The organism is Chitinophaga rupis (assembly GCF_900109685.1).
GTDB lineage: Bacteria > Bacteroidota > Bacteroidia > Chitinophagales > Chitinophagaceae > Chitinophaga > Chitinophaga rupis.
This window is the reverse complement of record NZ_FOBB01000004.1, coordinates 325,062-338,720: the sequence shown is the minus strand read 5'-3', so window position 1 is coordinate 338,720 and position 13,659 is coordinate 325,062. Positions and strand designations below refer to the sequence as shown.

Annotated in this window: 11 protein-coding genes; 5 read left to right on the top strand and 6 right to left on the bottom strand. The window is 47.9% G+C overall.

Annotated features, from left to right (window positions below):
* Positions 1-297: 297 nt before the first annotated feature.
* Positions 298-1,068, top strand: coding sequence for a nucleoside triphosphate pyrophosphohydrolase (gene mazG / locus BMZ54_RS18235; protein ID WP_238386612.1), 771 nt, complete (start codon positions 298-300; stop codon positions 1,066-1,068).
* Between the two features lie 151 nt (positions 1,069-1,219).
* On the top strand, positions 1,220-4,996 hold the full coding sequence (locus BMZ54_RS18230) for a sensor histidine kinase (protein WP_089915039.1): 3,777 nt from the start codon (positions 1,220-1,222) through the stop codon (positions 4,994-4,996).
* Positions 4,997-5,069: 73 nt separating this feature from the next.
* Here the strand turns inward: BMZ54_RS18230 and BMZ54_RS18225 are convergent, their stop codons facing one another.
* Positions 5,070-5,450, bottom strand: coding sequence for a winged helix-turn-helix transcriptional regulator (locus BMZ54_RS18225; RefSeq protein WP_089915037.1), 381 nt, complete (start codon positions 5,448-5,450; stop codon positions 5,070-5,072).
* A gap of 121 nt (positions 5,451-5,571) precedes the next feature.
* Between BMZ54_RS18225 and BMZ54_RS18220 the strand changes: the two genes are divergently transcribed.
* Complete coding sequence (locus BMZ54_RS18220; protein WP_089915034.1) at positions 5,572-5,958, top strand: DoxX family protein; 387 nt, start codon at positions 5,572-5,574, stop codon at positions 5,956-5,958.
* Positions 5,959-6,076: 118 nt separating this feature from the next.
* Here BMZ54_RS18220 and plsX read toward each other — a convergent pair whose 3' ends face one another.
* From plsX to BMZ54_RS18205, 3 genes are all read right to left on the bottom strand, one after another.
* Positions 6,077-7,027: a phosphate acyltransferase PlsX gene (gene plsX / locus BMZ54_RS18215; RefSeq protein WP_089915031.1), complete on the bottom strand. Its 951-nt coding sequence runs from the start codon at positions 7,025-7,027 to the stop codon at positions 6,077-6,079.
* Between the two features lie 165 nt (positions 7,028-7,192).
* Positions 7,193-7,387, bottom strand: coding sequence for a 50S ribosomal protein L32 (gene rpmF / locus BMZ54_RS18210; RefSeq protein ID WP_089915028.1), 195 nt, complete (start codon positions 7,385-7,387; stop codon positions 7,193-7,195).
* A gap of 143 nt (positions 7,388-7,530) precedes the next feature.
* Positions 7,531-8,067 carry a YceD family protein gene (locus BMZ54_RS18205; protein ID WP_089915025.1) on the bottom strand — a complete coding sequence of 179 codons (537 nt, stop codon included), beginning with the start codon at positions 8,065-8,067 and terminating at the stop codon, positions 7,531-7,533.
* 236 nt (positions 8,068-8,303) lie between these two features.
* On the opposite strand from BMZ54_RS18205, the gene BMZ54_RS18200 reads away from it, so the two are divergent.
* On the top strand, positions 8,304-10,364 hold the full coding sequence (locus tag BMZ54_RS18200; RefSeq protein ID WP_089915022.1) for a response regulator: 2,061 nt from the start codon (positions 8,304-8,306) through the stop codon (positions 10,362-10,364).
* A gap of 146 nt (positions 10,365-10,510) precedes the next feature.
* Here BMZ54_RS18200 and BMZ54_RS18195 read toward each other — a convergent pair whose 3' ends face one another.
* Positions 10,511-11,395: a fructosamine kinase family protein gene (locus tag BMZ54_RS18195; RefSeq protein WP_089915019.1), complete on the bottom strand. Its 885-nt coding sequence runs from the start codon at positions 11,393-11,395 to the stop codon at positions 10,511-10,513.
* Between the two features lie 19 nt (positions 11,396-11,414).
* Between BMZ54_RS18195 and BMZ54_RS18190 the strand changes: the two genes are divergently transcribed.
* A complete protein-coding gene (locus BMZ54_RS18190) occupies positions 11,415-12,509 on the top strand; it encodes a DUF3810 domain-containing protein (RefSeq protein ID WP_089915016.1) in 1,095 nt (364 codons plus the stop codon).
* Here BMZ54_RS18190 and BMZ54_RS18185 read toward each other — a convergent pair whose 3' ends face one another.
* Positions 12,510-13,457 (bottom strand): arginase, encoded by a 948-nt coding sequence (locus BMZ54_RS18185; RefSeq protein WP_089915012.1) that lies wholly within the window; start codon positions 13,455-13,457, stop codon positions 12,510-12,512. It lies immediately after the preceding gene.
* Positions 13,458-13,659 lie beyond the last annotated feature (202 nt).

Genomic DNA, 13,659 nt, shown 5'->3' with positions numbered 1-13,659 from the left:
TCAATGCAAATAAACACCGCCTCACTGCCAACCAGTTACACCCAACCACCTTCCTCCCTCACTTCCCGCACACACTATGCCATCAACCATGGACCCGCCATCATCTTTCACCATCTTTCCCCCACGCACCCGGCCATCAACCATAACCATGGACTCCTCACCCCACCACCAGGCTATCAACCATCGACCCCACCTCTCAGCGCTTCCCCTGCGCACACGGCCATGGACCATCGACTATGGACCATGGACTCCCCGCACCGCCTGTAGTCCGTGGACTATTTTTACTATTTTTATCCAATGGAAATGCTAAAAACCGCCTCCTTTCAGCAGCTGCTCAACATTATGGACGATCTCCGGGAAAAATGCCCCTGGGACCGGAAACAAACCCTGCAATCACTCCGGCAGCTTACCATTGAAGAAATGTACGAGCTGGCCGATGCCATCACTGAAAACGACTGGCAATCAATAAAAGAGGAGCTGGGCGACCTCCTCCTGCACATTGTGTTCTATGCTAAAATAGGAACAGAGCAGCAACAGTTCACCATAGACGATGTTATTACCGGTATCTGCAACAAGCTCATTCACCGGCACCCGCATATTTATGGCGATGTGCAGGTGGAAAATGAAGAGCAGGTAAAGCAGAACTGGGAAAAGCTGAAGCTGAAAGAAGGAAAAAAATCTACCCTCAGCGGCGTACCCGTATCCCTGCCGGCCCTGGTAAAAGCCATGCGCCTGCAGGAAAAAGCCAAACAGGTAGGCTTTGAATGGGATAATACCCAACAGGTAATGGATAAAGTGCAGGAAGAGCTGCAGGAGCTGCAGGAAGCCCTGCAAACCGGCAACCAGCAGGAGGTGGAAGATGAATTTGGCGATCTGCTGTTTTCCCTGGTCAACTACTCCCGCTTTTTGAAAATAGATGCAGAAAATGCGCTGGAGCGCACCAATAAAAAGTTCATACGCCGCTTTCAGCAAATGGAAACCCTGGCCGCAGAACAGGGGCGCCAGCTCTCTGATATGACCCTCACTGAAATGGACGGGCTATGGAACGATATTAAAAAAACGGAATAATGTTGATGTGCTAATATGCCGATGTGCTAAGGTGCTGCCGTATATTGCAGGCTGTTATGAACGGGACAATAGGCAATAACCGGCACAAATAATACCCGCATGTTGGCACATTTACCCGGCACATTATCATATCAGCACATAACTACAGCCTTTGTTAGACATTAAAGAAATACGCCTTTTTTTCCTGCGGCATGGTTACCTGCTGATCATAGCCGCATGGTTATTCACCTTTGCTTTTTTGTTCAGCAATTACTGGTCGTACTATTCATCCCCGCAGGGAGTAAAGCGCAGCCTGGAAAGAAGCCTGCATAACCGGGAGCTTTCCTTTGAGCAGCTGGCAGCCGATACGCTCACCATGAGGCACCTCTTTCAGCGTAATTATAATGAACAGGAGCTGAAAGCGCTGCACAACCGCGATTATTACGTATATGCATACGACAGTACGGCCACCGGCCGCTGGCTGCTGTTCTGGAGCACCAACCTGGTGCAGCCGGATGACCTGCAGCCTTTGAAACAAGGCTCCGGTTTTGCAAAGCTCAAGAACGGTTATTACGAAGTGTTGTGCCGCAAATTACCCGGCACACCCGGGCATAGCCGCTACCTGGTAGGGCTGCTGCCGGTAGCCATGGAATACAGCATCAGTAATGACTACCTGGTAGATCACTTTTTTGATAAGCCGGCCCTGGGCAAGGAATACAGCATACAAATGCGCCCGCCCGGCATACCGGTGCTCAATAACAGGAACATCATTTTATTTTACCTGTACTACGATCCTGCGCTGGATGCAAGCCCGCCCAACCTGCTCAGCGTTATACTGCGGGTGCTGGGCTGTATTTGCGTGCTTATATTCCTGAACCTTTTTGCCACGCTGCTGGCCCGGCAAAAGAACCCCCTCATGGGATTTCTGTACCTGCTGTTCATGGTAGGCACGCTGCGGGTACTTAGCTACGTATATCCCTTCCCGTTCAACCTGCGGGCCCTCAATATCTTCATGCCCTATATATACGCCAAGGATGAGATCTTCCATTCCCTGGGCGATCTGTTGCTGAACGTATTGCTCACTTTCTGGATGCTGCTGTTCTTCCGGGAGCACGTAAAAACCATTAACGCGCCGGCGCTCAGGTACAAATGGCAGTCGTGGTTAGTGATTGCCCTGGCCAGCCTGGTAATGTTCATTGTAGGGCAGTTCCTGTCAGAGCTGATCCAAAGCCTGGTAATAGATTCCAAGATCTCCTTTGACGTAACCAACCCTTTCAGCCTCAATGAATACAGCCTTATAGGCTTCATCATACTGGGTTTTATAGCCTTTAGCTTTTTATTCTTTTCGCAGATCATTAACTTTTTGCTGAATGAGCTTACACAGTCGCGGCACCGCACTAAATACATATTCTTAGGCGCAGTAGGCATTTTGTGGCTGCTGTTCCGCATTCATAATCCGGAGATACCGTACTTCACGGTAATGGTGCTATGGCTGCTGTTCTATGTAATGCTGCTGGACATGTTCTCTTCCCGTTTTCAGAACAGCCTGGCAACCGTAGCATTCGTATTCTGGCTGGTGCTGCTTACCGTTACTACCTCCGCTGTACTGGTATATTACAATAACAAAAAGGAATTAAGCCAGCGGGAACGCCTGGCCATTAACCTTTCCAAACAGCGCGATCCTTACCTGGAAATGCTGCTGAATGATGTGAACCGCAATGCCGGCGATGATGAGCTGATGCAGCTGTTCTTCCAGGACCGCCGCAGCTCCAGCCAGCTGCCACGGGAAATGCTGGAAAATGAGCTGAAGCAGAAGTATTTCAAAGGTTATCTGAGCCGTTTTAATCTTACTTTTTACTTCTTTGATGAAAACGGCTATCCCATCTATCCTTCCGATACCGCCAGCCTGTATTCGCTGAACCCGCGCATCCTGCAGCAGTCAGACCAGGTAGGCAATGATAATGACCTGTATTATAATGAGCGCAGCTTTAATGATTACAGCTATATTGGCAAACAGGTATTCTACCGGGATAGTGTGATCATTGGCTCTATGGTGTACGAGCTTACACCCGCTGTGGTAAACCCGCAAAAGCTGTATCCTGAGCTGCTGGTAGACGGGGAGCTGAGCGATCCGGAGAAAGAATCAGCCGCTGCCTATTCCTACGCTATTTATGATAAGAACATCCTGGTAAGCAATAACAACGATTTCCCTTTTCCCATAAAGCTGTATAACAGCGATATACCCTTAACAGATGTATCGGAGAAAACAGTGAACGGCCATTCTGTACTCATTTACAAAGCCTCGCGGGATAAGGTGGTGATGGTGGTAAAGGAAAGCCGCAGCTTTATTGAGTTCATAACGCTGTTTGCCTACATGTTCTGCCTGTTCCTGCTCATTATTGTTATTTACAGGCTGCTGGATCTGCTGGTAAAAGCGCGGATGCGCATAGGGCAGCTAAGGGCGCTGGTGGATGTAAGCATCCGCCGCAAGGTGCATGGCACGGTGATCTTTGTGGTGGTATTTGCATTCATCATTCTGGGGGGCACTACCATCCTGTTCTTCATTAACCGTTCGGAAACAGAGAACCGGGAGCGCCTTAGCAAAACCATGAACGAAGTAGCCCATGATGTGGAAAAGGAGTTTTACACCCAGCGTATGTTTGATGAGCTGGAGGACCTGTACGACCCGGTATTCCAATCCGGCCTGCAATCATCTGTTAGTGATATTGCGGAAGACCGCGCGCTGGACATTAACATTTATGACCGGGATGGCAACCTGGAAGTAAGCACCCAGCCTTTAATGACGGAGAAGGGCCTGTTATCCCGCAAAATGCACCCGGCAGCCTATTTCCATATGTTCCGCCTGAACCGTATACAATTCATACAGGAAGAACAAATAGGCAGCATGCGCTATCTTTCCGGTTATGTGCCCCTGCGCAACCCGGAAGGAGAGGTGTTTGCCTACCTCAACGTACCTTATTTTGCCACGCAAACAGAGCTGAACCAGCAGATCTCCAACTTCCTGGTAGCGCTGATCAATTTTAATGCATTCATCTTTTTAATAGCCGGTATGCTGGCGCTGCTTATCACCAATTCAATTACCAAGTCATTCTCACTGGTAACGGAAAAGCTGCGCCATGTGAACCTGGGCCAGCGTAATGATGAGATAGAGTGGGAGAAAGACGATGAAATAGGCGCCTTGGTAAAGGAATACAATAAAATGGTGCGCAAGCTGGAAGTGAGCGCTGTAAAGCTGGCCAAGAGCGAAAGGGAAGGGGCCTGGCGCGAAATGGCCCGGCAGGTGGCCCACGAGATCAAGAACCCACTTACCCCCATGAAGCTGAGCATCCAGTATTTACAGCGGGCCGTAGGAAATGATAGCCCTAATGTAAAGGAGCTTACCAATAATGTAGCCCATACGCTGGTGGAGCAGATAGAGCACCTCTCCAACATTGCCTCCGACTTCTCTGCGTTTTCCCGTATAGGCGAAGCCGTTAACGAGGTATTGCTGCTCAATGAAACGCTGCACTCCCTGCATGCGCTGTACCAGGGGCAGCCCGGCTGTGAGATCCACTATGATGAGCCCACGCAGCCTTATTATGTGTATGCAGATAAAACACAGATGAACCGCCTGTTCACCAACCTGCTGCAAAACGCCATACAGGCTATCCCCGAAAGCAGGAGCGGTAATATAGTAATGCATATGAAAGCCACAGACGACCGTCAGTGGGTAATTGTAAGCGTGCAGGATAATGGCGAAGGCATTTCCCCGGAAATACAGTCCCGCATTTTTGTACCCAACTTCACTACGAAAAACTCAGGTACCGGCCTGGGACTGGCTATGTGTAAGAATATTGTAGAACAGGCCCGTGGGGAAATATGGTTTGAAACCCGCATCAATATGGGTACCACCTTTTTTGTAAAGCTGCCATTAGTTGAGCAGCATTAGTACGCGCGGGTCATTCCCATATGGCCATAGCCGTAATGGCAAAGCATATTGTTGAGCATTAATTATACGCGGATCATTTCCCGTTAATGATCTTTTCCCGGTGCATGTAGCCCCATTCCGCCAGCGCGCCCATCACGTTCTTCAATGTAGCGCTGTAGGGAGTAAGCGTGTATTCCACCACCACCGGTGTTTGCGTATGCACGGTACGCGTTATAAACCCGTTCAGCTCCAGCTCTTTCAGCTCATTGGAAAGCACCCGGGCAGAAATGCCCTCAATGGCGCGTTGCAGCTCATTAAAACGTTTATGGCCATGCCCCAGGGCAATAATAACGCGCAGTTTCCATTTCCCGCCGATCACGTATAGCGCATCGCCCACGGCCCGCAGGTGATTGCTGCATGCTGCTGGTGTTACGGTTTCAGTGAAGGGCTGTTCCTCTAAAGTATCATATGGCATATCTCGCAGTTTTAACTAACCAAAAGGTTACTACTAACCTATCGTATAGTACTAATAAATGGTTAGCAAATGTACCTAGTTTTGCATTCTTAAACTAATGGAACAGAAAATCTACTGAAATATGAAAGCAACAAAGATCATTTACTGGATAACCACTGCAATTGTAGCGTTAATGATGGCCTTCTCAGCCTATTCTTATTTTACACAGCCGGCCCTTACAGAAGCTTTCCACCACCTGGGCTACCCGGACCATTTCCGGGTAGAGCTGGCCATTGCCAAGCTCATAGGGGCCATTTTACTGCTGGCGCCTGTAGGCCCCCGCATTAAGGAGTGGACCTATGCCGGGTTCACCTTCACCTTTATTGCCGCCTTCATGGCGCATACCGCAGCCGGTGATCCGGTGGCCAACCGTGTTATGCCCCTGGTGTTCCTGGGCATACTGGCCGTGTCTTACCTGCAATACCACAAGCTGCAGAAGGGCGTGCAAAAAGCGGTGCCGGCGCATTAACAGTCTGTTAAACAAGGCTTTTGTTCAAATAATCGCTATTGCGTTGCGGCCCAATAAAAAAGAGCGTGTACCCATACGGATATACGCTCTTTTCTTATTTGCCGTTAGCAGGGAGTGGTTAGCTCTGCTTTCCGTTAAAGCTTTCTTTGATCTTTTCCAGCAGCTTGCTCTCTATCATCTGCTGCGCCAGTGTGATCATGTTCTTAAAGGCTGCTGCTTCTGAAATGCCGTGGCCAATGATCACCGGCTGGGATACACCCAGTACCGGGGTACCGCCATAGGTCTCAAAATTAAAACGGTCCAGGTATTCATCCCTGATGTTGCGTTTTACCGCGATCTCATGGAACGATTCTGCCATTTTCAGCACTACATTGCCGGTAAATCCTTCACATACGATCACATCTGCCTTGTTGCTGAAAATATGGCGGCCTTCTATATTGCCGGTAAAGTTCAGCTGCGGATGTTCTTTCAGCAGGGGATAGGTGGCCTGTGCCAGCAGGTTCCCCTTGCCTTCCTCTTCCCCGATGTTCAGTAAACCCACAGTAGGGTTATCCCTTTTCAGGATATGCTTGGCATACAGGGAGCCCAGTATGGCAAATTGTACCAGGTTTTCCGGTTTACAGTCCGAATTAATGCCCACATCCAGCAGCAAACCAAAAGAACCGTCTTCCCGGGGAACGGGGGTGCTGATGGTAGGCCTTTGTACGCCTTCTATGGATTTAATGGAATAAAAGGTACCCACCATCATGGCGCCGGTATTGCCTGCGCTGATGAAGGCATCTATTTTCCCGTTCTGTAAAAGGTGAAATCCGATGGCAATAGAGGATTGTTGCTTTTCTTTGAGTGCTTTGGTAGGGTGCTCATGCATGCCAATTACCTGCGGGGCATGTACGATAGTATAGTCTGATGCAGGGATCTGCGCTGCTGCAAGCAGGGGAGCGATGGCTTGTTCATCCCCTAAGAGTACCAGGTGCGCTTTGGTGGCAACAGTTTCTAAAAATAATTTTACTCCTTTTACTGCTTCCTGGGGGGCATAGTCGCCTCCCATCATATCAAGCCCAATTCGCATTGTAACGTTAGTTTGTCTTAAGGTAGAATACACAAAAATTACGAATTATTGCATTACAAATTACGAATCAAAATACAACGAAGATAATCATCCGCGTAATCCCAATTCGTAATTCGTAATTGACAATTCGTAATTAACTTAATACCCGCTGGTACGAAAGTAAAATTATTTAGCGCTGTTCTGTTTCTCCAGCACTACCTTTCCTTTGTAGTATAATTTGTCTTCTACCCAATGAGCACGATGTCTCAGGTGCACTTCTCCGGTTGCGCTATCAGTGCTTAAAGTATCCGCAACAGCCTTGTAATGCGTTCTTCTCTTAGCTGATCTTTGCTGAGAGTGTCTGCGTTTAGGATTTGGCATTGTATATCAATTTAAGATTTCAGAGTTTAGATTTTACGATCCAGATCTACTATTCCGATCAATCTAAAATCGTATATTTTATTTTCCTTGACTTACGATCCGATTTAAATCTAAAATCTAAAATCGTAAATCTAAGATCATCCTCAGTTCTCCCGGAACTTGTCCAGGTCTTTCCAGATGGGATTCTTATCATCCCCTTCCGGCTGGTTCATTTTATTCAGCATATCCAGCACCTTTGGATCACAACCGCTTTTCCCGCTGGCATCATCCGGATGGATGCGCTGCATGGGAATGCTGAGGTTAATGAACTCATAGATCAGATCAGCCACACTAAAGTGCGATTCTGTTTTTGAGATGTAGGTCACATCCGGATCTTCATCGCTTTCCAATTCGTCCGGGTTCTCTACCAGCTTCACCACCTGGTCAAAATCATCCCAAAGCTGTAATTCAAACGGTGCCCCGCATCTGTCACAAATTACCGTTATTGTGCCGCCTATTTCGAATTTTAGCATGAAAAAGCTGCTTTTTTTATCAAATTGCAGCTTTACCGTTGCATTGCAGTTACTAAAATCCTGCGGACCGTAATTTTCAAAAAAACTATCCGTAATTTGGTACTGAAAGGCATGCACTCCGGGTTTCAGTCCTACAAAGGCTATATCAAATTCACGGAGTGATTTCATCTGATTAAAATTTGATGTCAAAGTCAGATGGAACGTGCGCAAAGTTATTTACTTTTAAGAAAAGAACTAGGGCTCGTTTCCTATAAAACAGTCCTCCACTTTTAGAGGGATGCAAAGGTAGCAAAATTATTGTAAATGTAAAAATTTCCTAAATTTGTTGATTATCAATGCGTCGAGCCTGTGCTGCTGTCTGTGAAAACATTTTCCTGTATACTCTATCCCGTGAAAAATGAACCATGAAGGCCAAAGTTAGACTGGGACACCGAAATACACCTTTTGTAACCGCCAATATGCCAAATTCGGAGGAACAGGCTATCTTTTCCCTACCCATCTCAGAATTTCTGCATAATACCAGCGCCGGGGTATTGATCACCAATGCGCAAAATTACCTGATCTGGGTCAATCCTGTTGTGATCAGTTCGTTTGATATTGGGCCCGCAGGCGAATCTATCCTGCATAAATCCTACCAGGAAATTATCAGCTTTTTCCGCCCATATATTATTGACCCCGAGGGGTTTGAAGAGAAAATGAAGGAGCTGCGCCTGCGCCAGAAACCCTATTATGGCTGGCCGGTGACCTTTATAGACGGGCGCGCCATAGAGATCAGCTACCTGCCCCTGGCAGAAAATGGCCAGTATAAAGGCAGCATGTGGCAAATTGTGGATGTAACCCGGCGCCGCCTTATGCAGCGGGAGCTGGAACGGGCCCGGCAGGATGCGGAAGAAGCCCAGAAATACCAGAAAGAGTTCCTGGCCAATATGAGCCATGAAATACGCACCCCCCTGAATGTGATCATTGGCATGGCCCACCTGCTGGAAGAAACCCACCTGGACCTGCGGCAGCTGGAATATGTAAAAACGCTTAAGCATTCCTCCGGGATCCTGCTGGGCCTTATAACCGATATACTGGACATTTCCCGTATAGAAGCAGGGGAGCTGCAGGTGAACCAGCGGGAATTTAACCTGGGTGAGCTAATCCAGTCATTAAAGCATACCTTTGAGCTGAAAATTGGTCAGCGGCCGGTTAAGATATCAGCCACGGTAGATGCCCAGCTACAACACCTGCTGGTAGGAGACGACCTCCTGCTGAACCAGATCTTAATGAATTTGTTGGGGAATGCAGATAAGTTTACAAAAGAAGGGGAAATAATACTAACCGCCACGCTGGAAAGCTGGCAGGACAATAAATTATGGGTGCGGTTCCGGGTTTGTGATACCGGCATCGGCATCCGGAAGGACAAACTGGAGCTGGTTTTTCAGAATTATAAGCAGGCAGAAAAAGAGATCCGTGAAATTTACGGTGGTACCGGTTTAGGGCTGGCCATTGCAAAACAGCTGGTAGAAAGGCAGGGCGGCAATATACTGGTAGAAGAACATCCCGGCTACAGTACCTGTTTCTCATTCAACCTTCCGTTCATTGACACCAATAAACCGGCAATATCCGGCGTGCGGTACGGCCCGCGGCGCAGGCATATTGATTTCGGGGGGGCCAGGTTGCTGGTCATTGAGGATAATCCTATGAACCTCCGTTACATCATTAGCCTGCTGGAAAAATACCATATCCATTGCCAGCTGGCCACCAATGCTCCCGACGCTATTTATTTCCTGGACAACCGGCAATATGACCTGATCCTGATGGACATCCGCATACCCGGTATGGATGGATTTGAGCTGACCAAACGGATACGCGCCGACGAAAAGCTGCCAAATGTAGCCACTCCTATTGTAGCTACCACCGCAGTAACTATGGAAAGCACCGCCACCATGGCCCGTACTATTGGAATAACAGATATCCTGACAAAGCCTTATACGCCGGATCAGTTATTACAAATACTCAACAAATACCTGAACGAAGAAGAAACTGCCTTAATAATGGAGGAAGCAGAAGAACTGCACATTAATGGTTACGAGTTCCACCAGGAGCTGAATGCGAGGTACCTGCGTACTTTGTATGAAAACAACATTGCTTACGCAGCAGACCTGTTTGAGATCTTTATCAAAACCATCCGTACGGAAGTACGTAAGCTGGAAAACTATGTGCATGAAAAAGACCTGGAAAGCCTGAAGAACCAGGTACATAAGCTAAAACCCAACTTTGCCATGGTAGGCCTTACCTGGCTAACAGATAAGATCCAGGAGATGGAAGATGCCCTCCGCGAAGATCCCGACAATACACTCGAAAAAATAGAAACCCTTTATGCCGACATCTCTGCCGACATGAACAAATACTTCCCGATCATTGAAGATGAGTTTGTAAAAATGCTGCTGTTTATTAAAGAGCATGGGGTGAGGAGGTAGTTTGGGGCCCATGGTCCATAGTCGATGGTCCATGGCCTGCTGCGCTTTGATAATCCTTAAACTTTCTGCCAAACCTTATGTCTGATGCTCGCACTATGTCCTCATGGTACAATGCTATGGACTATGGACCATTGACCATGGACTATTCACTCCCACTCTTTCAGCACCCCTTTAATACTATCCACATAGTTGCCGCCAAATAACAGCGCATGTACCAGCATGGGATACAGCTGGCAAATGCCTATACGTTGCTGCCAGCCATTGGCCAGGGGATAAATGTGTTCGTAGGCATAATAAAAGCGGGTATCAAAACCACCGAACAGGCGGGTCATGGCCAGGTCCATTTCCCGGTGGCCGTAATACACGGCCGGGTCATAGATACAGGCTTTGCCATCCGGGCCTACCATAAAATTGCCGGACCACAGATCGCCATGCAGCAGGGCAGGCGGCTCTTCGGGGAAAATAGCAGGCAGTCGTTTACAGAGCTTCTCCAGCTGCTTAACCGTAGCCTTTTCCAGCACACAACGGTCGTAGGCCTGTTTTACCAGGGGCATCAGGCGGTTAAAGGCATAGAACACCGGCCAGGTAGTGTACGGTGTGTTAAACTGTTTAAGCGTACCTATGTAGTTGGATTCAGGAAATCCGAAGTAGGATTGTGTATTGCGATGCAGCTTGCAGAGGGAGCCTGCGAACTGCTCCCAGAAATCGTGGGTAACCCCGCCCTTTTTCATAAAGCTGGTCACCAGGAAGCCACGGCTGTGAATATTGCCGTAGCATAGCGGTTCCGGCAGCGTAAAAGTATTGGTTTTGCGCAGGGTATCCAGCCCGCTGTACTCTTTGGCAAACATATCAGGATAGCGGCGGCCATCGTTAATTTTCAGGAACCAGTTGCCTTCATTGGTATCCAGGCGGTAGGTTTCATTAATATCTCCGCCATTGATCCTTTCTGCGTGATTAATCTGTATTTTCACCGCCAGTTTTGCAGATAGTTGTATAGACAGTTCGTTTAGAAAAAGTGCATCTGCCTTCATTTTTCGGTTATAGGTTATTATGGAAATAAAAGCTGCGATTAAAAGATCGGTTACGCGTATAGGTATGACCGTATTCTGCCTTTTGTTATTTAAGCTGCTGTTCTCGACCAGTACTGGTTTTACTTCATTCTACTTTCATAGGTTATATGTTTGGATCAGTACATTCTTCAGACGGCTCATAGGATCAATACCTTTTAGTGTTGGCGATCTAATATATACAGGCTGGGTTATAGGTGGGGTCATTTTTTTGTTAAAATTATGTTATAATATCTTCCGTGGCCGCTGGCAGCACGCCGGCCTGCTATTGCTGAACGCCCTGGGATTCATACTGGGCGTATATTTCGCCTTCCTGCTGCTATGGGGTTACAACTATCGCCGGCACTCGCTGGCCGCAGATATGGGGCTGCACATGCAGGTAAAACCCTACAATACCAACCAGTTATATAAGCTGGCCGATACATTATTACAGCAGGTGAACCAGCAAAAGGCCGCTTTGGGCGATACCAGCGGTATTGCCGCTCCTGACCCCGACAGCGCCCGGCTGTTCCAGCGTGCAACCCTGGCGTATGAACAGGCCGCTGTAAAATGGCCGTTGCTGCAGTATAAGCGTCCTTCCATAAAAAAGCCAATTTACAGCCATTGGCTTAATTATATGGGCGTAACGGGTTATTTAAATCCCTTTACCAACGAGGCGCAGGTGAATACCACCACACCCGGGTTTACCCAGCCTTTTACCACCTGCCATGAAATAGCCCACCAGCTGGGCTATGCGCCGGAGGAAACTGCCAATTTTGTAGGTTACCTGGTAGCTGACCATTCACCGGATATACGTTTCCGTTATGCCGCCAACCTGGAAATGTTCCTGTACAGCACCGGCCAGCTGGCCCGGCGCGATACTGCACTGGCCCGCCAGGTATGGAGCCGCGCCGTACCCGGCATAAAGGCAGATTATAAATATGTAGTTGATTTTTACCGCTCCTTCCGCGGTCCGCTGGACGATTATTCCCAGCTCTTGTATGATCAGTACCTGAAAGCCAACAAACAGGAAAAAGGCATTTACAGCTACAGTGAGGTGGTAGGCTGGCTGGTTGCGTATTTCAGGATACCCGAATAATTAATTAACCATCAGCACATTCACACTCCGCTGAAGTATATTAAATGCAATCTCCGCCATCAGGTTCTCACGGTCCAGGGTGGGGTTCACTTCCGTTATTTCAAAACAGCAGATCTTGCGGTGCTGCATAAATTTGGCGATCAGATCTTCGGCTTCCCTTTCCCGCAGGCCGTTGCTCACCGGGGTGCCCGTGCCCTTGGAAATAGAAGCATCCAGGCTGTCAACGTCAAAAGAAATGTAGATGTAATCACAATCGCTCAGGTAGCGGAATACAGAGCGGGAAATGTTCTCCGGGCCTTTGCGCCTTACCTCGCTGGTAGTGATCACCTTCATACCGTATTTTTTGATCAGGTGGTCTTCTTCCTTTTCATAATCCCGCAGGGAAATGAACACAATATCTTCCGGCATTACCTTGGGCGATATTTTACCAATATTCTTAAGGGCATTCCACATTTTGGCGGTGTTGTCGTCCAGCTCATGGGCTTTAAATTCCAGGTTGTCTTCCGCAATGGAGGCAGCCAGGGGCATCCCGTGCATGTTGCCGGAAGGGGTAGTGTAGGGGGTATGCAGGTCGGCATGGGCATCGATCCATATTACCCCCAGCTTGGCTTTGGGATGAGCCATTTTAAGGCCTGCAATGGTGGCGCCGGCTGTGCTATGGTCGCCGGATAATACTACCGGGAACCAGTTGGATTTTACCGTATCAAACACGCTTTTGCTGATGCGCTCATACATGTTGTAGATCCCTTTGATCCTTTTGGCAAAGGGGGACTCTATCGGCTCAAATAACAGCTTGTTCTCAGTTTCTATTATTTCGGACGGAAAGTGTACAAAGAAATTGCTCATGAAGTCCAGTGCCGCAATCTTGATAGCATCTATTCCCAGGCTGGCGCCACGTGTACCAGCACCTATTTCCGATTTAACCTCAATGATCTTGATGTTCTTCATATGCGGCAATCTACAGGTTTTTAACCGATCACGATTATCAATTATTTGTTATACTTTATAGCAAGCAGGCTGAAAAACTGAACCAATTCCAATAAGAATGCATGCTTATAAGAATTTCTTCAACGTTTGCGGATGAATAATGGATAACATTGAATTCTTTGCAGATGAGCGGGCGAAGGGCATACATCAGTATATTTGCTAA

What these genes read in the sequence shown, in the direction of transcription:
- mazG (WP_238386612.1), top strand. Translation starts at nt 298, where the DNA reads ATGGAAATGCTAAAAACCGCCTCCTTTCAGCAGCTGCTCAACATTATG.
- BMZ54_RS18225 (WP_089915037.1), bottom strand. Translation starts at nt 5,450, where the DNA reads ATGCCATATGATACTTTAGAGGAACAGCCCTTCACTGAAACCGTAACA.
- BMZ54_RS18220 (WP_089915034.1), top strand. Translation starts at nt 5,572, where the DNA reads ATGAAAGCAACAAAGATCATTTACTGGATAACCACTGCAATTGTAGCG.
- plsX (WP_089915031.1), bottom strand. Translation starts at nt 7,027, where the DNA reads ATGCGAATTGGGCTTGATATGATGGGAGGCGACTATGCCCCCCAGGAA.
- rpmF (WP_089915028.1), bottom strand. Translation starts at nt 7,387, where the DNA reads ATGCCAAATCCTAAACGCAGACACTCTCAGCAAAGATCAGCTAAGAGA.
- BMZ54_RS18205 (WP_089915025.1), bottom strand. Translation starts at nt 8,067, where the DNA reads ATGAAATCACTCCGTGAATTTGATATAGCCTTTGTAGGACTGAAACCC.
- BMZ54_RS18200 (WP_089915022.1), top strand. Translation starts at nt 8,304, where the DNA reads ATGAAGGCCAAAGTTAGACTGGGACACCGAAATACACCTTTTGTAACC.
- BMZ54_RS18195 (WP_089915019.1), bottom strand. Translation starts at nt 11,395, where the DNA reads ATGAAGGCAGATGCACTTTTTCTAAACGAACTGTCTATACAACTATCT.
- BMZ54_RS18190 (WP_089915016.1), top strand. Translation starts at nt 11,415, where the DNA reads ATGGAAATAAAAGCTGCGATTAAAAGATCGGTTACGCGTATAGGTATG.
- BMZ54_RS18185 (WP_089915012.1), bottom strand. Translation starts at nt 13,457, where the DNA reads ATGAAGAACATCAAGATCATTGAGGTTAAATCGGAAATAGGTGCTGGT.